Genomic DNA, 26590 nt, shown 5'->3' with positions numbered 1-26590 from the left:
GGCGCAAAAAAGGGGAGCGGACATAGGTCCGCACCCCATTAGATCGTAGGCATGTCGAGAGCGTCGGCTTCGCGCGCCGCGGAGGGGTCAGGCGCCTATCGGGCAGCTGACGCCGGTGCCGCGCAATCCGCAATAGCCGTCCGGATTCTTGGCGAGATATTGCTGGTGATAGTCCTCGGCGAAGTAGAATGGCCCCGCCTTCGCGATTTCGGTGGTGATCTCGCGATCATGGTTGTAGACCCGTAGCGCCTTCTGGAAGGCGTTGCGCGCAGCATTCGCCTCGGCGAGCTGCTCCTCGTCATAGACGTAGATCGCCGAGCGATAGGTGGTGCCGACGTCGTTGCCCTGGCGCATGCCCTGGGTGGGGTCGTGCTCCTCGAAGAATGTCTTCAGCAGGCGCTGAAGCGAGACCTTGGCCGGATCGTAGACCACCAGCACCACCTCCGTGTGGCCGGTCAACCCTGTCGTCGTCTCCTGATAGGTCGGATTGGGCGTGAGCCCGCCGGAGTAGCCGGCAGCGGTCACGTAGACGCCGGGGATCTCCCACAGGAGACGCTCGGCCCCCCAGAAGCAGCCCATACCGAAGAGGACCTTCTTCATGCCCTCCGGATAAGGGCCCTTGAGCGGCCGCCCCGACACGAAATGCGTCGTCGCGGTCGGGATCTCCTCCTCTCGGCCGGGCAGCGCCGTTGCGGCATCGGGCAGGATGGTCTTCTTGTTGAACATGTCGATCAGAAACATCTGAGGCTCCTTTCGTCAGCGCTCATGGGAGCGAGCCGTGCGGCTCCGGCGCTCAGGCGGCAAAGCGCCCGGCAGCGGGTTTCTTCCTGTATCCGGCCATCCACAGGAGGAGGGCGAGGGCGAGGAATACGGCAAAGGCGGGCTGCGCCAGAACCCAGTGCAGCGCCCTGAGCCACATTGCAGGCCCGGCTCCGGTCCGCTGCAGCGACTGAACCCAGTTCAGTTGATCGGATCCGATCGCAGCTATGCCGTCGGCAAGCGAAGTGATGACCGGCTCCGACGCCGCTACCGACTGAATGGAATCGATCGTCCCTGCAAAGACCGCAGCCATCAGCGCCAGAAAGCTCGCAAACCGCAGCAGCAACCGCATCCGCTCCCCCTTTCGGCTCGTCCTGCGCAAGAGATAGGCGCAAGGGCGGGCAAGCGCAATGGCCGGTCATCCGCAGCACCTTTCAAGGCATGTCAATAATATGTCAGAAACCAGTTGATCCCGCGCGCATCATCGGTATATATCGCGCCCGTCTCCCGGTTTCACCGGTGACGCGGAGAAGCTTCGCTTTTCCCCATCCAGCCGGATCGACCGCCGGCTGCAGAAGGATGGACAGGTGGCCGAGTGGTTGAAGGCGCACGCCTGGAACGCGTGTATACGTGAAAGCGTATCGAGGGTTCGAATCCCTCTCTGTCCGCCACTTCAGTCCACTGCGTGGGCACTGAGTTAGTCCTTTATTCGCCACCAGCATTCTTGACGCTATCTGCCAGTGCCGAGCGCCCGTCTCCGCTATTCAGCGGCGGCTTCCCTGATCGCTCCGATGACCCATTCATTCAGGCTCTTGCCCGCTGCTGCGGCAGCGACGGCCGCTGCGGCATGATCTTCGGGATCGAGGCGGACATTGAACTTGCCGGAGAATTTCCGGCGTGGCTCGATGCCCTTTTCCCGGCACATTTCGAGATAAACGTCCAGTGACCTACGGCCTTCCTCGATCGATCGTGGACGCTTTCGGCATAGAAGTCGGCACCGCCATTCAGGCCGACAAACTCGCCGCGCAGCATCTGAATCTCGGGGTCGAAAGCGACAACCGCCTTCTCGCCATTGATTTCGACGACATTGTTCATGGCTTTACTCCGTGTTCGTCCAGCCATTTCCGGACGCTGGCAGCCGCACCTTTGATGAGGGCGGTGTAAGACGCCCACTTCGTCTGATCACCACGCTGTTTGGATCAGATGGCGCCGAGTTTTCGATGAATTACGGGTTTCCGACTTGATCGCCGACGGCAGGACACCGAACTCTCTCAAAAATACACGCGCAAAATGGCTCGTGCTGGTGTAGCCCACTTCAAGTGATATCTCCGTCACATTTCTGTCCGTCTCGGCCAACATGCGCTTGGCTTCGGTCAGTCGCGCGAGTTGAAGATAGCGATAGACCGGCTTCCCGAACTCCTTCTGGAATCCTGCCTTGAGCCGCTTTTCGCTGAGACCGCATCTCCGGGCCAGTTCTGCGATGGTCCATGTCCGGGAAAGATCATCGAGCAAGATATCGCGAGCGGCCTCGATACGGCGGCGGTCGCGATTGGTCGGCGCCGGAAGCGGAGCCGGCGAGGACACGCAGGCGATCGCAGCGTCGATGATGTCGAGGCAACGCGCCTCCATCGCCAGATCGTTCTCGTTCAAAAGACTGCTGTCGAGCAGGCTTTTCGCCTGTCCTGCGATGCGCTCCGGCAGAGATAGCGCGCCGATCCAGCAGGCGCCGCAGGAAGCGACATGGTGCGGATGCCCTCGGGTCAGGACGGCGAAGGCCCCGAGCCATCCCAAGCGCTCCAGGAAATCGAGCCCAATGCGTATGTCGATTCCATGAAACCGTGCTCCCGCGGGAACATCGTATCTGCCCGTGGCTCCGTGGGGCGCGAAGGTGAGATACATCATTCCCCGCCGGTAGGGTATGGACAGGTCTTCTCCGCCGTCCGGCGGCGATATCCATCCACGTCCGGTTGCATTGAACAGAATGTCGATCGCCAAGCAAGGGGCGCTCCGCACGGGCTCCCCCAGCGCTGTTCCTGCGATGACGTCGAAGACTGTCAAATTCAGCCCGGCATGAATCCCGAACACCTTGCAAAGGCCGCCCGATACCGGCTGCGCCGATGCCACGTCGGCGGGATCGACGCCGATCGAGGCGGCCGATTCCAACTGGGACTGGATCAGGGTGCGGCGCTGGATATGGAATGTCATACCGGATTCTGTGTCATCGCAAAAATAACGGACCGGATCGCACTATCGGAAACCCTGAATGCAATAGTCAAGTTTTTTCGACTGCAGTAATCCGTTCGCCGAACAGGAATGCTGCACTTGACTGGAATAGCCGAACACAGCACACGGGCCACGCCCTACATCGTTCTCGGATTGCTGAGCGGGCTTTACGCTGCCCAGTCCGCGACGGGAAGCATGGTGCAGACGGCGCTCCCCGTCGCATTGCGCGATACCGGTGTGTCGCTCGACCGGATCGGCTTTCTCGCCATCCTGATAATGCCCTGGGCTCTCAAGTTTCTCTGGGCTCCGCTTGTCGACAGGTTTGGGACACAGCGCAACTGGATCCTGGTCTGCCAGCTTGCCCTGATCGTCTTTTTCGGCGTTGCGGCCCGTCTTCCCCCTGAGACCCATCTGCCGTCGCTTTCCATTGTTCTCCTCGCGATGGCTTTCGTTGCCGCGACCCAAGACGTTGCAACCGATTCTCTCGCCGTTCATGCCACGACGCAGGAGACCCGCGGCAAGGCCAGCGGGGCAAGCACCGGCGGCGGCTATCTTGGATTCCTGATCGGCAGCGGTTTGTGGCTGCCGATCTATGCCTATGCCGGATGGGCCGCTTCGATGTGGGCAATGGCCAGCTTCATCGCGGTGCTTACGCTGCCGACGCTCGCCGCTACCCATATTGGACGCCATGCGTCCCGACCGCGCGGGCGGCCAGGGTTCCGCGCGGTCCTTTCCAACCGGCCGCTGGTCGGCGGCATCGGCTTTCTTATCCTCTATCAATGCGGCGTACGCCTCGGTACGTCGATGCTCAGCCCGTTCATGGTGGATATCGGCTTCCCTGTGGCGACGATCGGCTGGGTCAGGGGCGCCGGTGGCGCTGTGGTCGGGCTCATCGGGGCGCTGGCCGGCGCCGCCCTCGTCCAGCGATTCGGATCAGGAAGAACGCTTGCTGCGTTCGCCGCCGTCAATCTTCTTGCATTTGCAGGTCTCGCATTGTTCGCCTTCGGCATCTGGCAGGGGGACATCGCCGCCATTGTCCTGCTGCTGGTCCAGGCCGCCGCCGTCGCGATGTCCTTTGTCGCGCTCTACGCGATGATGATGAACTGGTCCGACACCGAGCAGGCAGCGACGGATTTTGCGGTTCTGCAAAGCCTCGATGCGGCCCTCGCCGTTGCGATGGGAGTGATTGCCGGCGTCATCGCCCAGCACGCCGGCTATGGCGTCGTGTTCGCGGCAACGGCCCTGCTCCTGGCTTTTGCCGCGTGGCGCTCGCTGAGACGCGCCCGATCCATCGCCATCCTCCTTCCGCGCCATTCGTCGACGGCCGTCGTCCCATCCTTACCCGTTCAGGAGTCCCGCCCATGAGCCGAACCCTTCTCGCCAGCGCATCCGTCTTGGCGCTTTCCTCTCTCGCCTGGCCCGGCATTGCCGGCGCGCAGCAGAAAGAGGAGACCACCGTTCTGGAACCTATTACGGTCACGGCCACGAAGCGCGTGCAGGAAGCGTTCGAGGTGCCGGCCACGGTCGCGATCGTCGAGGCGCAGGAATTGCAGGATCGAGGGATTGCCAGCGCCGGCGAACTGGACAGGGCTTTTGTCGATACCAACATCCGGTCCCGCTCCAACCGCGCCTATACCAACGTCACCGTTCGTGGGCAGTCCTCGGTCGATTACTATGAGCCGAGCGTCCAGCTTTATGTCGATGGCCTCCCCCAGGACCCCTCGATCTTCAGCCAGTTGCTCCCGGCCGGTCTGGACAGCGTCGAACTCCTCTACGGGCCGCAAGGCACGCTCTATGGTCGCGGCGCGATCGGCGGGGTCATCAACGTGGTGACGCGCAAACCTGACAATGAATTGCGTGTCGATACCGCCGGGGCGCTGCACACGCAGGGAGGAGACGCCAGCCTGCTGCTCAATACGCCGATCATCGACGGGGTGATATACGGTGACGCGGCCCTGACCTTCCGACGGGAGGCCGACCAGTACACCTTATTGGGCAGCGGACAGGAGATCGGCGGAACCGATGACCTGAACGGCCGCATCCGCCTGCGCTACGCGCCCGATGACAGCCCGCTGGATGTCATGGTGAGCACCCAGCGCGGCCGCGTCGATTCTACCGAAGAGCAATTCGTCATGGAATCGATGTTCAACGACCGCATCGCACTGCCTATCGACTCACGCTACCGGCTGGACACCGCCAGTTTCGGGGTCAATGCGTCCTACGACCTTGACTTCGCCACCATCACGGCGCTGACCGGCTATCAGGATCGTAAGCTCGACCGCACCACGCTCGGTTTTCAGACGCCCGAGGACCAGACGACATTCAGCCAGGAATTGCGTATCGCTTCCGATCCGGAACTCGGCAACGCGCTCGACTATGTGGTTGGCGTATACGGGCAGCGTCTCGATTTCGAGCGGCGGACCCCGCTGATCGGTCAGGTTTCGCAGCAGACGATCGATTCCTATGCAATATTCGGAGACTTGGCGTGGCATGCGACGGACAGGCTCGACATCTCGCCGGGCCTCCGGTTCGATTATGAAAAGGCAAGGGCGCGTGCCGACGGCGCCGTGACGATCGCCGGTGAGCGCAGCTTCGGCGGCGTCTCGCCCAAGCTCGGCGCGAGCTACGCGCTTGACGACGAATGGCGCGTGCATGGCCTGTTCTCGACGGGTTACAAGGCCGGCGGATTCACCCGCAATGTGACGCCCGAGAACATCGCCTTCACCTACGATCCGCAGAACACCTACAATGGCGAAACCGGCATCAAGTACAGAGCGCTCGACGGATCGCTGGAGGCGTCGCTTTCAGCCTACTACAATGTGACGAAAGACTATCAGCTGTTCGTCGGCGATGTGTACCTGAAGTACCTTCAGAACGCAGGCGAAGTCACCGCGAAGGGCATCAATCTCGCCTTCCGCGCCAATCCGACCGAGCGGCTGGGCATCGCCGGAGGCCTCGGACTCAACCGCACGACGTTCACCAAATATGAGAACTCGGTGAATCCGGGCATCGACTACACCGGTAATCGGGTGCCTTACGCACCGGAATTCACGGCAAATCTCGCGCTGGACTACGCATTCGATCTGGCCGAAGGCTGGGGACAGCTCATTCCCCGGGCGGGAATGACCTATGCCGGATCAGTGTTCTTCGACGAAACCAATACCATTGGCCAGAAGGGGTTCTTCCTGGTCGATCTTGGCCTGAGCTGGAAAGTGAGCGAGCAGGTGGTCGCCGATGTGTTCGTCAACAACGTCTTCGACGAGACGTATGCGGTCTACGGCTTCACCGAAGCAACCTACGGGAATCTCTATCAGCTTGGCACCGGCGCGCCTTCGGCGGCCGTGTGAGCTTCAAGTTCTGAAAGCAGAAACCATGCGTATCCTGATCGTCGGCGCGGGACCGGCAGGTCTCGCCCTCGCAGCAGCGCTGCGGGCACATGGCATGACGGCCGTGGTCGTTGAACGGGCCGAGCAGAACCGCGCCGCCGGCTATGCGATAGGTGTTCACGTCAATGGCTGGAACGCGGCGGAACGGCTGGGCCTTCTCGACGCGTTCAGGGCGCGCGCCGTTTCCCTGGGCACGGCGGAATATCGCAGCCCGGAGGGCCGGCGCCTCTTCTCCTATAGTTATCATGCTCTGACGCGGGCGGTGAACGGCAAGATGTTTTCCATCATGCGGGACGCCGTACAGGACGTCCTGCTCGAGGCCGTCGGGGATCGCACCGATCTGAGATACGGGACGACGGTGACCGCGCTCGCAAACAGGGAAGACGGTGTCGATGTCGTGCTGTCGACAGGCTCGACGGAAAGCTTCGACATCGTCGTGGGAGCGGATGGCTGGCGCAGCGCGATCCGCCAGATGTGTTTCGGCCCGCATGAGACCTTTCTGAGGCCTCTGGGTTTTCGCGCGGCCGCATGGCGAATGCCGCTAGCCACTCCGCTCGACTCCAGCTTCGTCGGCATGATGGACGTCGATCACCAGGGCGGGCTCTACGAGGTTGGCGACGGAACTGCCGCGACCCTGTTCTGCTGGCGCGATTCCTCGACCGGGCGCGTGGCTCCGGAGGCGCGGCAGAAGACGCTGATGGAGCGCTTCGGCCAATGGTCTCATCCCGTTTCGCTGGCGCTCTCGACGCCGGTCGACTGGCAGCGGGGTTTCTTCGATACGATTGCACAAATCGAGGTGCCCCGATGGTCGAGCGGCCGCGTGGTGCTTCTGGGAGATGCCGCCTGGTGTTTGACCTTTCTGTCCGGTCAGGGAACGTCCACCGCATTAGCCGGCGCCTGGATTCTCGCGTCGGAATTGGCGGCAAAGCCGCATGCTCAGGCATTCGAGGCCTACGAATCCCGCCTGAAACCGATGGTCACGAGGATGCAGGCCACGTCGCGCCGCATCGGTGGCCATTTCGTACCGGAAAGCAAGCTCGGCCTGCGCATCCAGTCATGGACCCTCCCGCTCCTTCTTTCGCGGCCGTTTGCCGGATTTCTTGCACGACGGATGTCGGCCGAGGAACTCGAACTGGATGTGCCATAGGTGCCGGGCTGTTCGAGAAGAAGGCGGAAAACCGCACGCACTCCATCCCGCTCCAGACGCAGCAAGATGGTGCCGGCAACCGTACCTCACCTACCTTCATCGCGTAGTGCCGCGCCGGCGCAAGCGCGCATGAAGAGAGTGCGGCTCCGGAGCGCGATGACGAGCGCGCTCACGATCAGGGCGCCCGCGACGGCGAAAGTGATCCGCATGCCGGCGGCAACGGCCACGGCTGGTGCGGCCGCGATGTCGGGTGCAGCCGATGCGAAGGCGAAGACGGCTCCCATGACCGATGCGCCGGTGATGAGCCCGAGATTGCGCGAGAGATTGAGCATGCCGGAGACGACGCCGCGCCGATCCGGGCGGACATCCACCATCACGGCCGTATTGTTGGCTGCCTGGAACAGCTGGTAACCCGGGGTCAGGACGAGCATGGCGGCCAGGTAGCCGGCGACGCCGAACATCTCCGGAAGCACCGACAGAGCGAATGAGCCGGCGGCCATTGCGAGGAGGCCTGTGACGATCACGAACGGGGCTCCCAGGCGGTCGACGGCACGGCCGGCCGGCAGACCGCTCAGGGCGGAAACGACCGGACCCGCCGACATGACGATCCCGACGAGCGCTTCGCCGAGCCCGAGCGCGCGCGAGAGGTAGAGCGGCCCCACCACCAGCGTTGCCATCATCACCGTCGAGACGAGTGCGCTCATGGCAAGCCCCGCACCGAGCACCGGGTCGCGGAGAGCCTCGGGCCGCATCAAGGGGGAGGTTGCTCTCCGCTCGGCCAGTACGAAGAGACCGGCGCCGACGACAGCAGCAGCCAGGAGCGCCATGTTGAGCGGACCGAAACTGTCGTGCGCAACCGTCATGGCGAGTGCATAGGCGGCGAGCGTCAGGCCGAGCAGCAGCGTGCCCGGAACATCGAAGCCAGTGCGCTCCGCCGCAGACCCTTGGCGATCGGCGGGCAGCGAGCGACGAGCGAGAATAAAGGCCAGGGCGCCGAGCGGCACGTTGACGACGAAGATCGCCTGCCAGCCGAGACCGGCGATCAGAACGCCGCCGAGCGACGGCCCCAGCGCGGTGCCGATCGCAGACATGGTGCCCAGCAGGCCCATGGCGCCACCGGTCTTTTCCTTCGCCACGGTCTCGCCGACCAAGGCCATGGCGAGCGCCATCATGACCGCCGCTCCGAGCCCCTGAACCGCCCGGGCGGCAATGAGGAGCGGCAGGCTCGGTGCAGCGCCGCTCAACCCCGAAGCCACCGTGAACAGCAGGATTCCGGCAAGCAGCAGCCGCCGGCGCCCGACCATGTCGCCGAGCCGGCCGACACCGACGATCAGGGTGGTGATGGCAAGGAGATAGGCGAGGACGACCCACTGGACTTGCTGGAACGAGGCGGAGAACGCCGTGGCGAGGCTCGGCAGGCCGACATTCGCGATGCTGGTGCCGAGCGAGGACAGCAGCATGGAGAGCGAAAGGCTGGCGAGCGCCCATCCGGCCGAGGCGTCCCTGTGCGGATTTCTACCGGCGGCATCGTCTGCCGCGGCAACGGCTGGTTTCGGCATGAACATTCCTTCCTGAGGACCTTGAAGCATTCCGAGGAAGCTAGCCGCTCGACCGTCATGGCGGAACACGCACGATTTGCACTTCACTCGTGCATTTGACGCCGTGCCTGGATAAAACCTGTGCTACTGTCGTTGCATGCCGAAGCCCAATCTCAATCTCCTCGTCACCCTCGACGTGCTGCTCGCAGAAGGCAGCGTCGCGCGCGCAGCCAAGCGGCTGCGCTTGAGTCCCTCGGCAATGAGCCGGGCTCTCCAGCGATTGCGCGAGACGACCGGCGACCCGCTTCTGGTTCGGGCTGGGCGCGGCCTCGTTGCCACGCCGCGTGCCCTCGATCTGCGCGAGACGGTGGGCCGGCTGGTGGAGGAGGCGGAAGCCGTCCTGCGGCCGCAGGAGAAACTCGATCTGAAACGGCTCGTCCGGACCTTCACGCTGCGAACCAGCGACGGCTTCGTCGAAAACTTCGGGCCGTGCCTCCTTGCACGGCTCGGCGCGGAAGCCCCCGGGGTGCGCCTGGCCTTCGTGCAGAAGTCGGACAAGGGCAGCGGCCCGCTTCGGGACGGGAGCGTCGATCTCGAGACAGGTGTGGTGGGTGAGGCGACAGGGCCGGAGTTGCGGACGCAGGCTCTGTTCCGGGACCGGTTCATCGGCGTTGTGCGCAATGGCCACGCTTTGAGCGGGGGCGAGGTTACGCCGGCCCGCTACGCCGCCGGCAGACACATCCTTGTTTCACGGCGGGGGCCGGAGAAGGTGGCTGTCGGCATCGATGATACCCTGGGGTCGATCGGATTGGAGCGCGAGATCGTTACCATCGTAGGCGGCTTTTCGAGCGCCCTGGCGCTGGCTCGTTCCTCGGACCTGATCGCCAGCGTTCCTGAACGCCACACGAGCGCCCTGCGTCAGGGAATGCACAGCTTTCCGCTGCCCTTCTCCCTACCGCAGATCACGGTTTCGCTGCTCTGGCATCCGCGGCTCGATGCCGATCCGGCGCATCGCTGGCTGCGCGGCTGCATTCGCGAGGTTTGCATTGCGCAAGGCTCAGACATGCCGGCCTCGGCAAGTTGAGAAGCGGCGCGCTTCAACTTCTACCTTCGCGCGCCCTTAGGCCGTTCTCCACGCTCGAAACACCGATGACCGAGGCGGCTGCCTCGCCGGCAGAGGCGATGTCGGCTTCGCTTCCAACCGTACCGGAGAGCACGACGATGTTGCCTAAAGCGATCACCTCCATATCGCTCGTATCGATCGCAGTCGCGTAGCGAAGGAAGTGCAGAACTTTCTCCGCCAGATCGTCATCGGTCAGATGAGGATCGTCGTCCTTGTGAGAATAGTTCGGGTATTCGCTCGGCATTTCTGGTCGTTCCCGTCCTTGATCGCAACGCTTGGCAGCCCCGGAATGTTCCGGTCGCGCATGACCGCGCTCGCGCTGATTCATCTGTAATTGCTGCATGTTGGCTTGGGTTGTCCTCGAATCAAGGAGACCTGCTGCATGCGCCTCCCTTGCTTCCGCGGCTCGAACAGGGCTATGGCTTGGAAACCCATCAAGGCTCTTCCATGTCCGACGTCTTCCTGAACGTTCTACCGATCTTCGTCCTGATTCTGACCGGCTGGCTCATCGTCCGGCTCGGCTACCTGAAGCCGGCCGTCGGCGAGGCGCTCGGCGATTTCGTCTTCCGCGTCGCGGTGCCGGTGCTTCTCTTCCGTACCATCGCCGAGGCGGATTTCAAGGAAGGGTCGCCCTGGCCGCTCTGGGTCGCCTATTTCTCCGGCGTCGCGGTGACCTGGACCATCGGCCATCTGGCGGCGACGCTCGGCTTCGGCCGGGACGCGCGCATGGGCGTGCTTGCAGGCGTTTCGTCAGCGTTCGCCAATACGGTCTTCATAGGCCTGCCCCTTGTTTCCCGCCTTGTCGGGGAAGACGGGATCGTTGCGCTGTCGATCCTGCTCTCCGTCCATCTGCCGGTCATGATGATTGCCGGAACGGTGATGATGGAGCGTGCGGAACGCCAGACGACCGGTGCACCGGGGCAGGGCATCTGGAAGCTCATGGGCGGAGTTGCCCGCAATCTCGTCCGCAATCCCCTCGTGATCGGCCTTGCCTTCGGCGCTCTCTTCCATCTCCTCGGACAACCCCTCGGCGGGCCGGTGAAGATCGTGGTCGATCAGCTTGCGGGCGTGGCAGCGCCCGCAGCGCTCGTTTCGATCGGCATGGCGCTCGACAAATACGGCCTTGCCGGCAATACCGGGCTCGCGGCCGTGACGAGCACCCTCAAGCTCCTGGTGCTGCCGGGCGCCGTCTTCGCCGCCTGCCACCTGCTGGGCCTGAACGACAGCTGGACCGCGGCGCTGGTTCTCACCTCATCCGTCCCGACCGGCGTCAACGCCTGGCTGATCGCCAACCATTTCAATGTCGGGCACGCGCTCGCCTCCTCGACCATCACGCTGACCACCGCACTCGGCGTCGTCAGCGTGTCGGTATGGGCCTATCTGCTGATGTGACTGGGTGCCCACTCGCCTGCTCGAGTTCTGCCCCTGCCCCTCAACCGGCTGCCGCCACCTTCTCCCCGCAGGCGGGGAGAAGGGATATGCCGCGCTCGCTCGCTCCCTCGGGCGGGCGGCGAATGCGGGGTTCAGTTGGCGCCGCTTGTCCCTTCTCCCCGCCTGCGGGGAGAAGGTGCCGGCAGGCGGATGAGGGGCGGCATTCCGGACCGAAGGCTGCGCTCAGAACAGCCGGTCGAGCCAGCCATGCGGGTCCGGCGCGCGGCCGTTCTGGATGTCGAGCAAGGCTGACTTCAGGCGGCTGGCTACCGGACCGGCTCCGCCGTCGCCAATGGTGAAGCTGTGTTCGCGGCCCTTGACCTTGCCGATCGGCGTTACGACCGCAGCCGTCCCGCAGGCGAAGGCCTCGGTGAGGCGGCCGCTTTCCGCATCCGCCTGCCACTGGTCGATGGCATAGGGCTCTTCGCGCACCGTTAGCCCCATATCGCGGGCAAGCGTGATCAGCGAATCGCGCGTGATGCCCGGCAGGATCGTGCCCGTCAGCGGCGGCGTCTGCAGCGAGCCGTCGCGGAAAACGAAGAAAACGTTCATGCCGCCGAGCTCTTCGACGAAGCGGCGTTCCACCGCGTCGAGGAACACCACCTGCTCGCAGCCCTCCTGCATCGCCTCCGCCTGCGCCGCGAGGCTCGCGGCGTAGTTGCCGCCGCATTTGGCCTCGCCGGTGCCGCCGGGCGCTGCCCGGGTGTAATTCTCCGAAACCCATATGGTAATGGCCGGGGCGCCGCCCTTGAAGTAGGAACCGACCGAGGAAGCAATGACGCAGTAGAGATATTCAGCCGAAGGCTTCACGCCGAGGAGCACTTCCGTGGCGATCATGAACGGCCGAAGATAGAGCGCGGCTCCTTCGCCGGCGGGTATCCAGTCGCGGTCGATACGAACCAGTTCGCGCACGGATTGGACGAACAGCTCCTCCGGCAGCGGCGCCATTGCGAGCCGAAGGGCGGAGTTGCGGAAACGGCGCGCATTGGCATCGGGGCGAAACAGCGTGGCGCCGCCGTCGGGCAGGCGATAGGCCTTCATACCCTCGAAGATCTCCTGGGCGTAGTGCAGCACCAGTGTCGACGGATCGAGATCGAACGCCTTCCGCGGGCCGATCTTCGCATCGTGCCAGCCGCGCCCCTCGGAATAGCGGATCGTCGCCATGTGATCGGTGAACACGCGCCCGAAGCCCGGATTCGCAAGCAGCGCATCGCGCTCGCTGTTCGCCACTCTGGTCGGGTTCTGCTCGAACAGGAAAGTCTGCTCACCGCTACCGGTCATCTGTCGTCTGCTCCTTCGTTCCGAGCGGTTGGTGTCGCTCGCATTGCATATGTCGAATGGTGGAGTCCATTCTATATCATGATGCGGCCAGGCTCATCACACCTGCGGGATGTGAAAAAACCCGATCGACCGACCGGGTTTTCAGGTAGACTGGCCGTGTGCTGGCCGCAATCAGTTTGCCGGAGCCGGCGCTGGAGCGCCGATCTGACCTGCCGGAGCAGCCTCGCCTTCAGCCGGGGCGGGAGTTGCTCCGCCTTCAGCCGGGGCCGGGCTGGCTTCAGTGGCTGCAGGGGCCGCACCGCCTTCAGCTGGAGCGGGAGCTGCGGCACCTTCGGCAGCGGCGGGGGCCTGTCCCTCCTGACCAGCAGCCGGTGCCGCCTCGGTCGAGCCTGCCGCGCCGGCGTCCGGCAGCGGGGCCGGGCTGTCCGCCTGCTCACGCAGCCAGGCGATCAGGTTGGCGCGCTCGTCGACTTTCTTGATGCCGGCGAAGCCCATCGCCGTGCCGGGCACGTGCTTCTTCGGCGCTTCGAGGAAGTAGCTCAGATGATCGTAGTCCCACACGACCTTGCCGCCTTCTGCGAAGGTCTGCATGCCCGCGGAATAGCTGAAGCCCTCATGCGAGGCGACCGGGCGGTTGACGACGCTCCAGAGATTCGGGCCGACCTTGTTCGGTCCGCCCTTCTCCACGGTGTGACAGCTTGCGCATTTCTTGAACACGCCCTCGCCGGCGGAGGCATCGGCGCTGGCGAGCATCGGCCCGATCGGCTCGGACTTCGCTTCCTCGCCGCCGGCAGCATCCGCTTCGCCTGCCGTTTCCTCGGCGACAATGGCGAAACCTTCCTTCTCGGGAGCTTCGGAATGGAAAATGCCTTCCGACGCAATGGATACGGACATCAGAACGAAGACCGTACCCAACAAGGCACCCACACCCATGTTCACATATGGATTCATCTGCAAACGCTCCCTTAGCCACCGGCAAACAAAAAACCGGCCCATCTTGAAATCGCGCGGAACCTATGTCTTTTGGCTCTGCGTTGCAACAGAGATTATCAACCCCGGAGTGAGACGTTTTGACACTTTCTCCGGGTTTTTAAAGGCCGGACGATGAATCGTGAACAATCGGGCAAAACCCTCGTACTCATTCCGGCGCGCATGGCGTCGACGCGCCTTCCCGGCAAGCCGCTTGCCGATATTTGCGGCCTGCCGATGATCGTGCAGGTGGCAAGGCGGGCGGCGGAAGCCGAGGTCGGGCGGATCGTGGTGGCGGTCGATCATCCCGATGTCTTAGCGGCCGTGACCGGCGCCGGCTTCGAGGCGGTCATGACGCGTGTCGATCACCAGTCCGGCTCCGACCGGATTCACGAGGCGCTCCTGAAGGCCGATCCGCATGGCGAAGCGGAAATCGTCATCAACGTGCAGGGCGATCTTCCGACCATCGAGCCCGGTCCGATTCGTGCCGCGCTGAAGCCGCTGGAAAATCCCGCGACCGACATCGCCACACTGACCGTGGCGATCACCGACGAACACGAAAAGACCAATCCCAACGTCGTCAAGGTCGTCGGCTCCCCGCTTTCCGACAGCCGCTTTCGCGCGCTCTATTTCACCCGCGCCACCGCGCCCTATGGCGAAGGGCCCCTCTATCACCACATCGGGCTTTATGCCTATCGTCGCAAGGCGCTGGAGACTTTCGTTTCGCTGAAGCCGTCGACGCTCGAGAAGCGCGAATCGCTGGAGCAATTGCGGGCGCTCGAAGCGGGCATGCGCATCGATGTCGAGGTCGTGGACTCAGTGCCGCTCGGGGTCGACACGCCGGCCGATCTCGACAAGGCCCGCCGCATCCTTTCCGCCCGCGTCTGACATTCCGACAGCAAGGGGACCAAAGTGACCGCCAAGACCAACCGGATTTCATTCCAGGGCGACTACGGCGCCAATTCCGACATGGCCTGCCGCGACATGTTCCCGTCGATGGAACCGCTGCCGTGCCAGACCTTCGAGGACGCTTTCCTGGCGGTGGAAAACGGCGAGGCCGATCTCGCCATGATCCCGATCGAGAACACGATTGCCGGACGCGTCGCCGACATCCATCACCTCCTGCCGGAATCGCGCCTGCATATCGTCGGCGAATATTTCATGCCGATTCGCTTCCAGCTGATGGTGCTGCCCGGCGTCGGGCGCGAGGAAATCCGCACCGTGCACAGCCATATCCACGCGCTCGGCCAGTGCCGCAAGATCGTGCGTGCCAACGGGTGGAAGCCGGTGGTCGCGGGCGATACGGCCGGCGCCGCGAAGCTCGTCAAGGAAGTGGGCGACCGCTCGATGGCGGCGCTTGCTCCGCGCCTTGCCGCCGACCTCTACGGCCTCGACATCATTGCCGAGAACGTCGAGGATACCGACAGCAACGTCACGCGCTTCGTCGTGCTGTCCAGAGAGGAGAGCAGGGTCGCCCGCACCTCGAAGGACGAACTGATCATCACGACCTTCGTCTTCAACGTGCGCAATATCCCGGCGGCGCTCTACAAGGCGATGGGCGGTTTCGCGACGAACGGCATCAACATGACCAAGCTTGAGAGCTACCAGCTCGGCGGCAAGTTCGTGGCCACCCAGTTCTATGCGGACATCGAGGGGCATCCGGACGACATAGGCGTGCGCCACGCGATGGACGAGTTGCGCTTCTTCTCGGAAAATGTGCGCATCCTCGGCACCTATCCGGCGCATCCGATGCGCGGCGTGCTCTGACCACGCGGTGCGGTTTCGACCGACCCACGCCACCTTCGGGGCGGCACAAGAAAATGGCAGAACTCGTTAACCGGCTACGCGTCCAGTGCATGCCTAATTTGCAATCATGGAACTACTTAAATCTTAGGCAAATGCCTATTTAGCTCTCGTACAAAGAAGGAGCTAAAAAGATGAAAATCCGTCAGAAGATTACGGAATACGTAAAGATGCGCCGTGCGGTCCGCGAGCTGAACGCCCTCGACGATCACGCCCTGAGCGATATCGGTATTTCCCGTTCCCAGATTCAGGCTGCCGTTTACGGCCGCTAATACCGGGATGACCGCGCGCTGCATTTGACCGCGCGACATCCGAAGTCTTCCACACCCCGCCTCCGTGCGGGGTGTGAGCGTTTTATACGCATGGTTGCTTACGGGCGTTCAACGTTTCTCACGCGGCATGGCTATTCGTCGTAAAGGCAGACACGCAGGCGATGCCCGTCCGGATCGAGTGCCACGAAGGTCGGCCCGAAATCCATCCGTGTCAGTTCCTGGGCGATCGGCAGGCCCATTGCGCGCCATTCCTCGTAACGCGCACGCACAGCCTCTTCCCCTTTTACCATGAAGGCGACTTCGGCTCGGCTGCCGTCGCCGATAGGCTGAGGCTGCACTTTCTCCCTTGCCCACAGGCCGAGAACGAAACCGTCCTGCATCTCGAAGGATGAGAAGGTCGGAAAGGTGGCGGTCGGCTCTTTGCCCAGGAGCTTCCTGTAGAATTCGACGCTGGCCGGTGGGTCCATGACGTAGAGGACGATGAGATTGGGTGTTGCCATGATGGTCTCCTTGTTTCGAGACCTGAAGGCTAGCCCGGCATGCTGCCAGTTTCTGTCAGTAGTCTGCGGGGCAGCAAAGAAATCTCCGGGGATCAGATTCCGGCGGGATCGATGCTGTTCACGGCGCGCCAGTCCTTGAGCAGGGCTTGGCGGCGGCGCGGATAGCGATCGTCGAGCATCGCCGCTTCTGCAATCCGGTCCGTCCGGAAATGCCGGAAATCCTGCCTCAGTTCGCACCAGGCCGCGAGCACCCGGACCTCTTCGAAGAAACCAAGCGCGAAGGGCCAGACCGTCCGGCGGCTGTCGCGGCCGTCATTGTCGAGGTAGCGCAGTTCGAGCTTGTGTTCGCTTCGGATCGATTTGCGCAAGAGGCTGAGGTCGATCGTTTCGCCACCCGGTTTTCGCGGGCCCACCAGAAGGGTCGAATGCTCGAGTTTCTCTTTCAGGTCCGCCGGAAGCACCGAGCCGATCTTCGCCAGCGCATCGGCGGCTGCGGCCGCGAGCCTTGGATCGCCGCGTTTGGCGACCCAGCGTGACCCTAGCACCAGAGCCTCGATCTCCTCCTCGGAAAACATCATGGGGGGAAGCATGAAGCCGGGCCTGAGCACGTAGCCGATGCCGGGCTCGCCTTCTATGCGCGCGCCCCGGGCCTGCAGGCTGGCTATGTCCCGGTAGAGGGTTCTGAGACTGACGCCGGTTTCCTCGGCGAGCCGCCGGCCGCTGACCGGCTGGCGATAACGCCTCAGCACCTGCATGAGATCGAGCAGGCGTTCCGATCGGGACATGGCACCTCAGCTGCGCTCGGGCCAGGCGAGCCAGTCGCGCATGAGCTGGTGCGCAATGGCGCCCTTCGGCGGCGGAATGTGCTCGTCTCCGGTGTCGGCGACGCCCGTGGCACGCTCCAGCATCGCCTCGGTTTCCGCCCGCGTGAACCAGCGGACGTCTTCCAGTTCCTGTTCGTCGCGCTTGATGGCGGTCGACTTCGCTTCCGCATAGCAGCCGATCATCAGCGAATGGGGAAGCGGCCAGGGCTGCGACGCATGATAGCGCACGCGCCCGATCCGGATGCCGGACTCCTCCAGCGTTTCCCGCCGCACCGCATTTTCGATCGTCTCGCCCGGTTCGACGAAACCGGCGAGGCAGGAATACATGCCCGGCGTAAAATGCGGGCTGCGGCCGAGCAGGCATTGATCGCGCTCGATATCGATCGTCAGCATGATGACGACCGGATCGGTACGCGGGAAGACCATGTGCCCGCAGGCCGTACAGATGCGCCTGTAGCCGCCGGCCGCACCGTCCATCGGGCCGCCGCAGCGGCCGCAGAACCGGTTGCCGGCGTTCCAGACGATCAGGCTCGACGCTTGCGCAAACTGTCCCAGCAGGTTCTCCGGCAGCATCTGCTGGCGATAGAGCATGCGGGCATCGGCGATCTTGAAGGGCTCCGGCACCGTCTCCTCCGTCAGCCCCGAAGGCACGGCAAGACGCGGCTCGCCGTTCGGCAGAAAGCCGAGCAGGACCGCATCGTCCATGGTCGGCTCGAGCCCCGCCAGTTCATAGGGCGCGAAAAGCGGATCGATGATCTTCTCGTCGTGCTTGACGATCAGCTTCGCCCCGGAGAAAGCCAGGAAATGCGCGCCGGGATGCTTGAGCGCCGCCTCGATGCAATCGTCGGGACGATGCTCGGACTTGCGATCCAGGTGGTTCTCCGCGAAGGCGACGAGCGTGCTCGGCTCGGGGTGCGGGCTGTGAAGATCGAAGATCGTTTTCGTCATGCTCAGAGATTTTCCATGATGCGTGCTGCGAATGTCCTATGCTCCTCCTCCGGCCACGGCTCGGCCTTGCCGAAGCCCCAGACCGGGCCCGGCCAGTTCGGATCGCCTTCGCGGCGGGCGATGACATGCACGTGAAGCTGCCGGACGATGTTGCCGAGCGCGCCGATATTGATCTTTTCGGCGCCGGTCGCCTTCTTCAGGCCCGCCGCCACCAGATTGGTCTCGAAGGTCAGCATCGCCTGGTCGAGCGGAGTCAGTTCGAAGACCTCCTTTATGTCGGCGCGCTGGGGTACGAGGATCAGCCAAGGCCAGCGCCGATCGTTCATCAGCCGCATCTGGCACAGCCCGAGCGTGCCGATCGGGATGCCGTCGCGCTCAAGTCGCTCGTCAAGCGTGAAGGTCGTCAAGAAATTCTCCTCGGCATCAAACGGATTCGCTTTGTTTTGCATATCGATACCAGTTTTTTGAAGGCTTGGCTTGCATTTGCTGCGGATATTGCCGATATGAAAGCCGGGAGGTTGGTGGTGGACGAGCCACTCGCCAACCGGGTCAGGTCCGGAAGGAAGCAGCCCTAACGAGCCCCGGCACGGGTCATCGTGCCAGCCTCCCACCTTCTCCGTCCTGTCGGGACACCACCTTCTTCGTCCCTGTCGGGGCACCACTTTCTTTGTCCCTGTCGGGGCAAGAGTTCGAACAGCGGCAGGGTCGATGAGCGACGAAGCGCCCACTTCATCCCCGATTTTACCCGTCGAGAAACCGGCCGCCTACCGTGTTCTGGCGCGCAAATACCGCCCCAAGGACTTCTCCGACCTGATGGTCGGCCAGGAGCCGATGGTGCGCACGCTCACCAACGCCTTCGAAACCGGCCGCATCGCCCAGGCCTACATGCTGACCGGCGTTCGCGGCGTCGGCAAGACGACGACGGCGCGTATCCTGGCACGGGCGCTGAACTACAAGACCGCCGAGATCGACAAGCCCACCATCGACCTGCGCGTCCCCGGCGAACATTGCCAGGCGATCATGGACGGCCGCCATGTCGACGTGATCGAGATGGACGCCGCCTCGCATACCGGGATCGACGATATCCGCGAGATCATCGAGCAGGTACGCTATCGGCCGGTCTCCGCGCGCTACAAGGTCTATATCATCGACGAAGTGCACATGCTCTCGACGCAGGCCTTCAATGGCCTGCTGAAGACGCTCGAAGAGCCGCCGGAGCATGTGAAGTTCATTTTCGCCACGACCGAAATCCGCAAGGTTCCGATTACCGTCCTGTCGCGCTGCCAGCGCTTCGATCTCCGGCGCATCAGCGCTTCCGATCTGGTCGGCCTCTTCTCCACCATTCTCGGCAAGGAGGGCGTGCCCTTCGATCCGGAGGCGCTGGCGATGGTGGCGCGGGCAGCGGAAGGCTCGGCGCGCGACGGCCTGTCGCTGCTCGATCAGGCGATCGCCCATGGCGGCGGTTCGGTCGAGATCGAAACCGTGCGCTCGATGCTCGGCCTTGCCGATCGGGCGCGGATCGTCGACCTGTTCGAGCATGTCATCAAGGGCGATGTCGCCGGCGCGCTCGACGAGTTCGCCGCGCAATACGAAGCCGGCGCCAATCCGACCGTGGTCCTCACCGACCTTGCCGACTTCACCCACCTCGTGACAAGGCTGAAATATGTGCCGGACGCGGTCAACGACCAGTCGCTGAGCGAGATCGAGCGCACGCGCGGGGCCGAATTCGCCGGCAGCGTTGCCGTGACGACGCTTTCGCGCGTCTGGCAGATGTTGCTCAAGGGCATTCCCGAGGCGGAGAGCTCTGCGCGCCCCGCAGGTGCTGCCGAGATGGTGCTGATCAGGCTCGCCCATGCCGCCCATCTGCCTTCGCCCGAAGAGGCCGCGCGGCGGCTTCTCGATCTTTCGGGCGGCGAAGGCGGCGGTCGCCCGGCCCCGAACGGCGGTGGTGGCGGCGGCGGTGCGCAGGCGCCTGCAGGCACCCCCGTCGAGGCTCGCGCCGTGGAGACGGCAGTCTCGCGTCCAAGCGGTAATGGCGCGACCATGCTGCGCGCCGTGCCGAGCTCCGCGCCGCCCCAGCCGATCAGTGTCGGCCGCATCGAAGAGCGCACGGTCGCGAGCGCCGCTGCGAAACCCGAACCGAAGGTTCCCGTCAATTCCATCGGCGACATCGCTGATCTCTGCGCCAAGAATCGCGACATCAAGCTGAAGACGATGGTGCGCGGTTTCCTGAGGCTCGTGCATATCGAACCCGGCCGGCTCGACGTCAATCTGCCCGACGACGCACCGAAGACGCTGCTGAACGAACTCGCCGTCAAGCTCAAGGAATGGACGGGTATCCATTGGGTCGTGAGCTACAGTCGGGAGCAGGGCGAGCCGACCCTTGTCGAGGCAGAGCAGCGCGCGCAGGAGCAGCGCGTCAACGATGCGCGCCAGGACCCGGACGTCGCTGCCATTCTTGCGCGCTTTCCCGGGGCCAGGATCACCGACGTGCGCATCCGCGCGGCGGAAGAGGAGCTCGAGAGCCTCGCTCCGGCCGCGGCCGAATCCGAGGACGGCGACATCGTCCCGGACGACGACATCGAGTAGCCGCGTCGTACAGACGCGGCGCTTCAGAGCATTTCCAGGAAAAATGTGTAACGGTTTTCCGTCCGGAAGTGCATAGGGACAAAGAATACCAGAGAACAGGAGACGACGATGCGCGACATCATGGGCATGATGGGCAAGGTCAAGGAAATGCAGGCCAAGATGGAGAAGATGCAGGCGGAGATCGCCGCGCTCGAAATCGACGGCACCTCCGGCGGCGGGCTCGTCACCGTCCGTCTCGACGGCAAGGGCCACATGAAGAGCCTGAAGGTCGATCCCTCGCTCTTCAAGGAAGACGATGTCGAGATCCTCGAAGACCTGATCGTCGCGGCCCATAAGGATGCCAAGGACAAGGCCGAGGCGGTGCAGGCGGAAAAGACCCGCGAACTGACGGCCGGGCTGCCGATTCCTCCGGGCATGAAGCTGCCGTTCTGATCCTCGGCCCGCAGAGGCTGGCGCCAGCCGGGATGCGTGCTATCTTGCGGACCGTTTTCCGGAGGAGGGAATGACATGACCGTCGCATCGCTGCTCGTCTTTGCCGGGGCGCTGCTGATTGCCGCCGGGTCGCCGGGGCCGAGCATTGCCGCGCTTGTCGCCCGGGTGCTGTCCAAGGGTGCGCGCGACGTCTTGCCTTTCCTCTCGGCCATGTGGATCGGCGAGGCGATATGGCTTTCCTTTGCGGTTGCCGGTCTCGCGGCGATCGCCGAGACGTTCCATTGGATGTTCGTCGCAATCAAATGGGCGGGCGTCGCCTATCTCCTCTTCCTCGCCTGGAAGATGTGGTCGGCTGAGCCACAAATGCCGGGCGAAAGCCTGCCGGAGTCGCGATCGGCATCGAAGATGTTCTTCGCCGGGCTGACGGTTACGCTCGGCAATCCCAAGATCATGATGTTCTATGTGGCGCTGCTGCCCTCGATCATCGATCTCGGCTCGGTCGGCCTCTTCGGCTGGGCCGAGCTCGTCGCCACCATGTTCGTCGTCCTCGTCGTCATCGATCTCGCCTGGGTGCTGATGGCCGCAAAGGCACGGCAGTTTCTCAAGAGCCGCCGTGCAGTCAGGATCGTCAACCGTGCCAGTGCGGGCACGATGGCCGGCGCGGCGGTGGCTATCGCCACCCGCTAAACGCTACGATTCCGATTGGCGGCGATAGACGGTTGGTCTAAAAGCCGGGCATGGCAAAGCGAGTCACCGGTCCGGAAATCGAGAAACTCATCCAGCTCCTGGCGAAAGTCCCGGGCCTCGGGCCCCGTTCCGCCCGCCGCGCGGCGCTGCATCTCGTCAAGAAGAAGGAGCAGTTGCTCGGCCCCCTTGCCGAGGCTATGGGCGAAGCCCATCGTAAGGTCAAGATCTGCTCCTGCTGCGGCAATGTCGACACCATCGACCCCTGCACGGTCTGCACCGACGAACGGCGCGACCAGGCGGTGATCATCGTGGTCGAGGACGTCGCCGATCTTTGGGCGCTGGAGCGCGCCGGCGCCATGAATGCCGCCTATCACGTGCTCGGCGGCACGCTGTCGCCGCTCGACGGCATCGGGCCTGAGGATCTGAACATAAGGGGCCTCATCGACCGCGTCGCCAAGGGTGGCGTGCGCGAGCTGATCATCGCCGTCAACGCGACCGTCGAGGGCCAGACGACGGCGCACTACATCACCGATCAACTCGAAGGCATGGAGGTGAGAATCACGCGCCTCGCCCATGGCGTGCCCGTCGGCGGCGAGCTCGACTATCTCGACGAGGGAACGCTGGCCGCCGCGCTTAGGGCGAGAACGGTGATTTGAGCATTCGCCTCCGCAGCTTCAGTTTCAAGGAAAAGAGATGCTGAGATTCCTTTCCGTTCTGCTCCTGGCCTGCCTGTCTTTCGCCACCTTCTCCTTCGCCGCTTCCAAGGCCGACGTCGAAACGCAGTTCCGTCAGTGGCTTCGAAACGATCTCTGGCCGGAGGCGAAGAAGGCCGGCATATCGAACGCGGCCTTCGAAGCAGCCTTCAAGGGCGTCAGGCTCGACTGGGATCTGCCCGACCTCGCGCCGCCCGGCTTCCCGAAACCGAAGCAGCGCAAGCAGAGCCAGGCCGAGTTTTCCTCTCCCGGGTCCTATTTCTCGGAAAAGCGCCTGCAGGGTCTTGCTGCGACGGGCCGCAGCCTCGCCTCCGCCCACGCCTCGACCTTGAAGCGGATCGAGCGGACCTATGGTGTTCCCGGTCAGATCGTCCTTGCCATATGGGGCAAGGAATCCGGCTTCGGTCGGGCGAAGATCCCGCATCCGATCATGGATGTGCTGGCGACCAAGGCTTTCATGTCGACCCGGCCGGAGCTTTTCCGGCGCGAACTGATCGCGGCGCTGCACATTCTCGACAGCGGTGACGTCAAGGAGGCGCAGATGCGCGGCTCCTGGGCGGGTGCCATGGGCCAGCCGCAGTTCCTGCCTTCGAGCTTTCTGAAATATGCGGTCGATTTCGACGGGGACGGACGCCGCGACATCTGGAATTCCGTGCCGGACAGCCTCGCTTCGATTGCCAATTATCTGGCGCAGAAGGGCTGGCAGAGCGGGCGCGACTGGGGTTTCGAGGTTGCGATCCCCTCGGGCGTCTCCTGCGCCCAGGAGGGCCCGGACCTTGCCCGCCCGATCGCCGAATGGGCCGGCATGGGGATCGGCCGCATTTCGGGCAAGGCCTTCCCGGCAGCAGAACGTGCCGCCGCAGGCATGATGCTCGTCCCGGCGGGGACCCATGGACCGCAATTCATCGTCACGCCGAATTTCTACGTGATCAAGGAATACAACAATTCCGATCTCTACGCGCTTTACATCGGCAATTTGGCCGATCGCATCGCTTCCGGAGGCGGTGCCTTCCGCGGCAGATGGGGCGACGTCGGCGGCATGCTGCGATCCGATGTGCTCGGCATGCAGAAGGCGCTGGTCGCGAAAGGCTACGACGTCGGCAAGGCCGACGGGCTGCCGGGCTACAAGACGCGCCGCTCGCTCGGCGACTGGCAGGCGAAGAGCGGCCTCGAGCCGACCTGCTTTCCGGATGTTTCGCTGAAAGCAAAGCTGCGGTGATCTTCGGTTGGGTGCGGCATGCGTCCGCCCCTCATCCGCCTGCCGGCACCTTCTCCCCGCAGGCGGGGCGAAGGCACAAGCGGCGATCGCCTCGGCCATCATAATCACCAGCGTTTCACGGTGCCACGTTCCCTCTCCCCGCATGCGGGGAGAGGGTTAGTCCTCGGGTTAAACCCGAGGAGAGGGGCTTGATCACGCCCCTCGGTCTCAATGCATCTCGACGGACCGCTTGTAGCGCTCGTAGTGATCGGGGACGATCGTCTGGCGCTCGATCATGCGATGGACACGCGGCGGGTTCGGGCCGCGATGGAATGCGGTCAGCTTGTCGCCGACGGCGGCATCGGCCTGGGTGCGCCGCTGATTGTGGCGGACATATTCGACCCAGGTCGGCACGTGGTAGGTCTCGGTCCAGGTAGTCGGGTTCTCGAGGTCGCGCATCAGCGCCCAGTGGCCGGCTCCGTCGCGGATGCGGATGCGCCGCCGCTCCGCCATCGTCTTCAGGAATTCGGGGATGTCTTCATCGGCGATTTCGTAGTCGATCATGACGACGATGGGGCCGCTGCGCGGCTTCAGGTCGAGCTCGAGCAGCGGCTCGTTGAAGCGGTTGAGCGGGTCGAGATTGAGCGACTTGAACTCCGGCAGGGCGAAGCGCAGTCCGATTGCCGCCCCCGCGAGCATCAGAAGACAGGAGCCGATGAGTGCGTTGGCCGCGCCGTATTGTTCGGCAGTGACGCCCCAGAGCCAGCTGCCGCCGGCAATCCCGCCGAAGGTCATGGTCTGGTAGAGCGAAAGCGCCCGGCCGACGACCCAGCGCGGCGTGGAGAGCTGTACCGTCGTGTTGAAGAGCGACAGCGCCAGCACCCAGCAGGCGCCGGAAACGGCGAGCACGAGGCAGGTCAGCCAGGCCTGCGGGCTGATGGCCGTGACCAGGGCGCTGAAGGCGAAGCCGGCGAAGGCATAGCGCACGATCGCCTCGCTCGTGAGGAATTCCCTTAGTCTTGCGCTCAGGAGCGCGCCGCCGATCGCGCCGACGCCGAAGGCGCCGAGCATGACGCCATAGGTGAGCGGGCCGCCGCCGACGAGGTCGCGTGCCACCAGCGGCAGCAGTGCAAGTATGGCGCTCGCCGAAAGGCCGAAGGCGAAGCCGCGCACGAGCACCTTGCCGATATTGGGCGACATCGCCACGTAGCGCAGCCCTGCAGAAACGGCGCGCCCGAGCGTCTCGCGCGGCAGCCGGTTTTCCGGAGCGACCGGTTTCCATCGGGCGAGCGCGAAAAGGATCGCGAAATAGCTGAGCGTATTGGCGGCGAAGGCGGCCGCCGCACCCGCGGCCGCGACGATGGCGCCGCCGATCGCCGGACCGACGCTGCGGGTAAGATTGAATCCCATGCTGTTCAGCGCCACCGCTGCCGGCAGGTCGTCGCGCGGAACCATGTCGCCGACCGAGGCCTGCCAGGACGGATTGTTGAGAGCCGTGCCGCAGCCGAGGAGAAAGGTGAAGATGAGCAGGAGCCACGGCGTAACGATACCGTAATAGGCGCAGACGGTGAGCAGCGCCGAGACGGCGAGCATGAAGCTCTGCGCGACGAGCATGATCCGCCGCCGGTCGAAATTGTCGGCAAGTGCGCCGGAAACCAGCGAGAAGAGCATGATCGGCAGCGAGGTCGACGCCTGCACCAGCGCCACCATGTTCACCGATTGCGAAATGGACGTCATGAGCCAGGCCGCACCCACGGCCTGGATCAGCCCGCCGAAATTGGAGGCAAGGCTCGCGATCCAGATGGTGCGGAAGATGTCGTGCCTGAAGGGCGCCAACGGCGATATGCGGTTCGTCACCTCTGATCTCTTTCGGTTGATCGTCATGTGGATTGCTTCTGGATTGCTTCGTTATAAACCTCGAAATGCGATGCGCCAGACGCTGAAACTTGCGATCGGGCCGAAAGGTCCGGCCCGGCGCCTGCGCGACCCTTGCAATTTACGGCGATGAAGCGTATATGAGCCTCAAATTCTTGATCGGTTAGATGAAGAGTGGGGCCGTGAGGACCCGCTCTTTTTTATTAGCCGGTCCGACGAGGAGAGGATCGTTTGTCCGACACGACAACGGCTGAAAATACGAATGAACCCCGGCTGATTACCGAAACAGGCCTCGACCGGCGTGTTGCCGACATCATCGAGCCGGTGCTCGTGGATATGGGTTTCCGCCTGGTGCGCGTGCGTATGTCCGGTCAGAACGGCCTGACGCTGCAGGTCATGACCGAACGCAACGACGGCACCATGACCGTCGAGGATTGCGAGGAGGTCTCTAAGGCGATCTCGCCGGTTCTCGATGTGGAAGATCCGATCGACAAGGCGTATCATCTCGAAGTGTCGTCCCCGGGCATCGATCGCCCCATGGTGCGCAGGTCCGACTTCATCCGCTGGCAGGGCCATCTTGTGAAGTGCGAGACGTCGGTCATGGTCGACGGGCGCAAGCGCTTCCGCGGCAAGATCGTTTCGGTGGACGAGGATGGTTTCCGGCTCGAGCGCGATCAGCCCGCCTATGGCGAAGAGGCGGCAGTCGCGATCCCGTTCACGGCGCTTTCGGAGGCGCGGCTGATCCTGACGGACGAGCTCATCCGCGACGCGCTGACGGCCGACAAGAAAGCCAAGGCCGCGCGCGCCGCCAACGAAAACTTCGAAGACGAAGACACGGATAACGAATAAGGCTGGGTGCGCTTTCGATGCGCCTGCAACAGACGGAGACAAG

The 26590-nt window shown here is 63.8% G+C and carries 28 protein-coding genes, 1 tRNA gene and 1 other RNA gene; 17 read left to right on the top strand and 13 right to left on the bottom strand.

Annotated features, from left to right (window positions below; all coding sequences use genetic code 11):
- Nucleotides 1-87: 87 nt before the first annotated feature.
- Together msrA and JOH52_RS05395 are read right to left on the bottom strand one after the other, a co-directional pair.
- Nucleotides 88-741: a peptide-methionine (S)-S-oxide reductase MsrA gene (gene msrA, locus JOH52_RS05400; protein ID WP_003533440.1), complete on the bottom strand. Its 654-nt coding sequence runs from the start codon at nt 739-741 to the stop codon at nt 88-90.
- Between the two features lie 52 nt (nt 742-793).
- On the bottom strand, nt 794-1111 hold the full coding sequence (locus tag JOH52_RS05395; protein ID WP_003533439.1) for a membrane protein: 318 nt from the start codon (nt 1109-1111) through the stop codon (nt 794-796).
- Nucleotides 1112-1340: 229 nt separating this feature from the next.
- Between JOH52_RS05395 and JOH52_RS05390 the strand changes: the two genes are divergently transcribed.
- Nucleotides 1341-1430 (top strand) — tRNA-Ser (locus JOH52_RS05390).
- Between the two features lie 89 nt (nt 1431-1519).
- Here JOH52_RS05390 and JOH52_RS05385 read toward each other — a convergent pair.
- On the bottom strand, nt 1520-1684 hold the full coding sequence (locus JOH52_RS05385) for a type II toxin-antitoxin system HicB family antitoxin (protein WP_010968426.1): 165 nt from the start codon (nt 1682-1684) through the stop codon (nt 1520-1522).
- Nucleotides 1685-1701: 17 nt separating this feature from the next.
- Here JOH52_RS05385 and JOH52_RS05380 point away from each other — a divergent pair, with 17 nt between their 5' ends.
- The gene (locus tag JOH52_RS05380; RefSeq protein ID WP_017264514.1) at nt 1702-1923 is read left to right on the top strand and encodes a hypothetical protein; all 222 of its coding nucleotides are present in this window, start codon (nt 1702-1704) and stop codon (nt 1921-1923) included.
- An 18-nt stretch (nt 1924-1941) separates the two neighbouring features.
- Here JOH52_RS05380 and JOH52_RS05375 read toward each other — a convergent pair whose 3' ends face one another.
- Nucleotides 1942-2964, bottom strand: a complete 1023-nt coding sequence (locus JOH52_RS05375) for a helix-turn-helix domain-containing protein (RefSeq protein WP_010968428.1) — start codon at nt 2962-2964, stop codon at nt 1942-1944.
- Nucleotides 2965-3072: 108 nt separating this feature from the next.
- Between JOH52_RS05375 and JOH52_RS05370 the strand changes: the two genes are divergently transcribed.
- Genes JOH52_RS05370 through JOH52_RS05360 form a run of 3 tightly spaced genes read left to right on the top strand, consistent with a single transcriptional unit; the run spans nt 3073 to nt 7515 of the window.
- A complete protein-coding gene (locus JOH52_RS05370) occupies nt 3073-4347 on the top strand; it encodes an MFS transporter (protein WP_014530006.1) in 1275 nt (424 codons plus the stop codon).
- Nucleotides 4344-6329 (top strand): TonB-dependent receptor, encoded by a 1986-nt coding sequence (locus JOH52_RS05365; RefSeq protein WP_014530007.1) that lies wholly within the window; start codon nt 4344-4346, stop codon nt 6327-6329. Before JOH52_RS05370 ends, JOH52_RS05365 begins: the two co-directional genes overlap by 4 nt.
- A 25-nt stretch (nt 6330-6354) precedes the next feature.
- Nucleotides 6355-7515, top strand: coding sequence for an FAD-dependent monooxygenase (locus JOH52_RS05360; protein WP_010968431.1), 1161 nt, complete (start codon nt 6355-6357; stop codon nt 7513-7515).
- Between the two features lie 86 nt (nt 7516-7601).
- Here the strand turns inward: JOH52_RS05360 and JOH52_RS05355 are convergent, their stop codons facing one another.
- The gene (locus JOH52_RS05355; RefSeq protein ID WP_107010390.1) at nt 7602-9080 is read right to left on the bottom strand and encodes an MFS transporter; all 1479 of its coding nucleotides are present in this window, start codon (nt 9078-9080) and stop codon (nt 7602-7604) included.
- Nucleotides 9081-9210: 130 nt separating this feature from the next.
- Here JOH52_RS05355 and JOH52_RS05350 point away from each other — a divergent pair, with 130 nt between their 5' ends.
- On the top strand, nt 9211-10137 hold the full coding sequence (locus tag JOH52_RS05350; RefSeq protein WP_013844993.1) for a LysR family transcriptional regulator: 927 nt from the start codon (nt 9211-9213) through the stop codon (nt 10135-10137).
- A gap of 13 nt (nt 10138-10150) precedes the next feature.
- On the opposite strand, the gene JOH52_RS05345 is transcribed toward JOH52_RS05350, so the two are convergent.
- The gene (locus JOH52_RS05345) at nt 10151-10420 is read right to left on the bottom strand and encodes a BON domain-containing protein (RefSeq protein WP_010968434.1); all 270 of its coding nucleotides are present in this window, start codon (nt 10418-10420) and stop codon (nt 10151-10153) included.
- Nucleotides 10421-10623: 203 nt separating this feature from the next.
- On the opposite strand from JOH52_RS05345, the gene JOH52_RS05340 reads away from it, so the two are divergent.
- Nucleotides 10624-11568 (top strand): AEC family transporter, encoded by a 945-nt coding sequence (locus JOH52_RS05340; protein WP_003533430.1) that lies wholly within the window; start codon nt 10624-10626, stop codon nt 11566-11568.
- Nucleotides 11569-11790: 222 nt separating this feature from the next.
- On the opposite strand, the gene JOH52_RS05335 is transcribed toward JOH52_RS05340, so the two are convergent.
- On the bottom strand, nt 11791-12888 hold the full coding sequence (locus JOH52_RS05335) for a branched-chain amino acid aminotransferase (protein ID WP_013844994.1): 1098 nt from the start codon (nt 12886-12888) through the stop codon (nt 11791-11793).
- Nucleotides 12889-13059: 171 nt separating this feature from the next.
- Nucleotides 13060-13839 carry a c-type cytochrome gene (locus JOH52_RS05330; RefSeq protein WP_010968436.1) on the bottom strand — a complete coding sequence of 260 codons (780 nt, stop codon included), beginning with the start codon at nt 13837-13839 and terminating at the stop codon, nt 13060-13062.
- 153 nt (nt 13840-13992) lie between these two features.
- Between JOH52_RS05330 and JOH52_RS05325 the strand changes: the two genes are divergently transcribed.
- From JOH52_RS05325 to JOH52_RS05315, 3 genes are all read left to right on the top strand, one after another.
- Complete coding sequence (locus JOH52_RS05325) at nt 13993-14745, top strand: 3-deoxy-manno-octulosonate cytidylyltransferase (protein WP_014530010.1); 753 nt, start codon at nt 13993-13995, stop codon at nt 14743-14745.
- Between the two features lie 24 nt (nt 14746-14769).
- Entirely contained in the window at nt 14770-15624 is an 855-nt protein-coding gene (locus JOH52_RS05320) for a prephenate dehydratase (RefSeq protein ID WP_003533422.1), read from the top strand.
- Between the two features lie 170 nt (nt 15625-15794).
- Nucleotides 15795-15932, top strand: coding sequence for a DUF1127 domain-containing protein (locus JOH52_RS05315; RefSeq protein ID WP_003533421.1), 138 nt, complete (start codon nt 15795-15797; stop codon nt 15930-15932).
- 131 nt (nt 15933-16063) lie between these two features.
- Here the strand turns inward: JOH52_RS05315 and JOH52_RS05310 are convergent, their stop codons facing one another.
- From JOH52_RS05310 to JOH52_RS05295, 4 genes are all read right to left on the bottom strand, one after another.
- Nucleotides 16064-16432, bottom strand: coding sequence for a VOC family protein (locus JOH52_RS05310; protein WP_010968438.1), 369 nt, complete (start codon nt 16430-16432; stop codon nt 16064-16066).
- Nucleotides 16433-16524: 92 nt separating this feature from the next.
- Nucleotides 16525-17217 (bottom strand): helix-turn-helix transcriptional regulator, encoded by a 693-nt coding sequence (locus tag JOH52_RS05305; RefSeq protein ID WP_010968439.1) that lies wholly within the window; start codon nt 17215-17217, stop codon nt 16525-16527.
- A 6-nt stretch (nt 17218-17223) separates the two neighbouring features.
- Entirely contained in the window at nt 17224-18204 is a 981-nt protein-coding gene (gene nudC, locus JOH52_RS05300; protein WP_003533418.1) for an NAD(+) diphosphatase, read from the bottom strand.
- A gap of 2 nt (nt 18205-18206) precedes the next feature.
- Nucleotides 18207-18653 (bottom strand): HIT domain-containing protein, encoded by a 447-nt coding sequence (locus tag JOH52_RS05295; protein WP_013844995.1) that lies wholly within the window; start codon nt 18651-18653, stop codon nt 18207-18209.
- Nucleotides 18654-18717: 64 nt separating this feature from the next.
- Here JOH52_RS05295 and ffs point away from each other — a divergent pair.
- The 6 genes from ffs to JOH52_RS05265 all read left to right on the top strand — a co-directional run bounded on the left by ffs (nt 18718) and on the right by JOH52_RS05265 (nt 23844).
- Nucleotides 18718-18815, top strand: an RNA gene (ffs, locus tag JOH52_RS05290) — signal recognition particle sRNA small type.
- Nucleotides 18816-18912: 97 nt separating this feature from the next.
- Complete coding sequence (locus JOH52_RS05285; protein ID WP_014527027.1) at nt 18913-20793, top strand: DNA polymerase III subunit gamma/tau; 1881 nt, start codon at nt 18913-18915, stop codon at nt 20791-20793.
- 108 nt (nt 20794-20901) lie between these two features.
- Entirely contained in the window at nt 20902-21225 is a 324-nt protein-coding gene (locus tag JOH52_RS05280) for a YbaB/EbfC family nucleoid-associated protein (protein ID WP_003533413.1), read from the top strand.
- A 75-nt stretch (nt 21226-21300) separates the two neighbouring features.
- Entirely contained in the window at nt 21301-21912 is a 612-nt protein-coding gene (locus tag JOH52_RS05275) for a LysE family translocator (protein WP_003533411.1), read from the top strand.
- Nucleotides 21913-21962: 50 nt separating this feature from the next.
- Nucleotides 21963-22568, top strand: a complete 606-nt coding sequence (recR, locus tag JOH52_RS05270; RefSeq protein ID WP_003533410.1) for a recombination mediator RecR — start codon at nt 21963-21965, stop codon at nt 22566-22568.
- A gap of 37 nt (nt 22569-22605) precedes the next feature.
- On the top strand, nt 22606-23844 hold the full coding sequence (locus tag JOH52_RS05265; RefSeq protein ID WP_003533407.1) for a lytic murein transglycosylase: 1239 nt from the start codon (nt 22606-22608) through the stop codon (nt 23842-23844).
- A gap of 207 nt (nt 23845-24051) precedes the next feature.
- Here the strand turns inward: JOH52_RS05265 and JOH52_RS05260 are convergent, their stop codons facing one another.
- Nucleotides 24052-25707, bottom strand: coding sequence for an MFS transporter (locus JOH52_RS05260; protein ID WP_010968443.1), 1656 nt, complete (start codon nt 25705-25707; stop codon nt 24052-24054).
- Nucleotides 25708-25929: 222 nt separating this feature from the next.
- Here JOH52_RS05260 and rimP point away from each other — a divergent pair, with 222 nt between their 5' ends.
- The gene (gene rimP / locus JOH52_RS05255; protein WP_003534362.1) at nt 25930-26547 is read left to right on the top strand and encodes a ribosome maturation factor RimP; all 618 of its coding nucleotides are present in this window, start codon (nt 25930-25932) and stop codon (nt 26545-26547) included.
- Nucleotides 26548-26590: the final 43 nt, after the last annotated feature.

Source organism: Sinorhizobium meliloti (assembly GCF_017876815.1).
Lineage (GTDB): Bacteria > Pseudomonadota > Alphaproteobacteria > Rhizobiales > Rhizobiaceae > Sinorhizobium > Sinorhizobium meliloti.
Note: the sequence above shows the minus strand (reverse complement) of the source record. Positions and strands in the feature narration are given on the sequence as shown.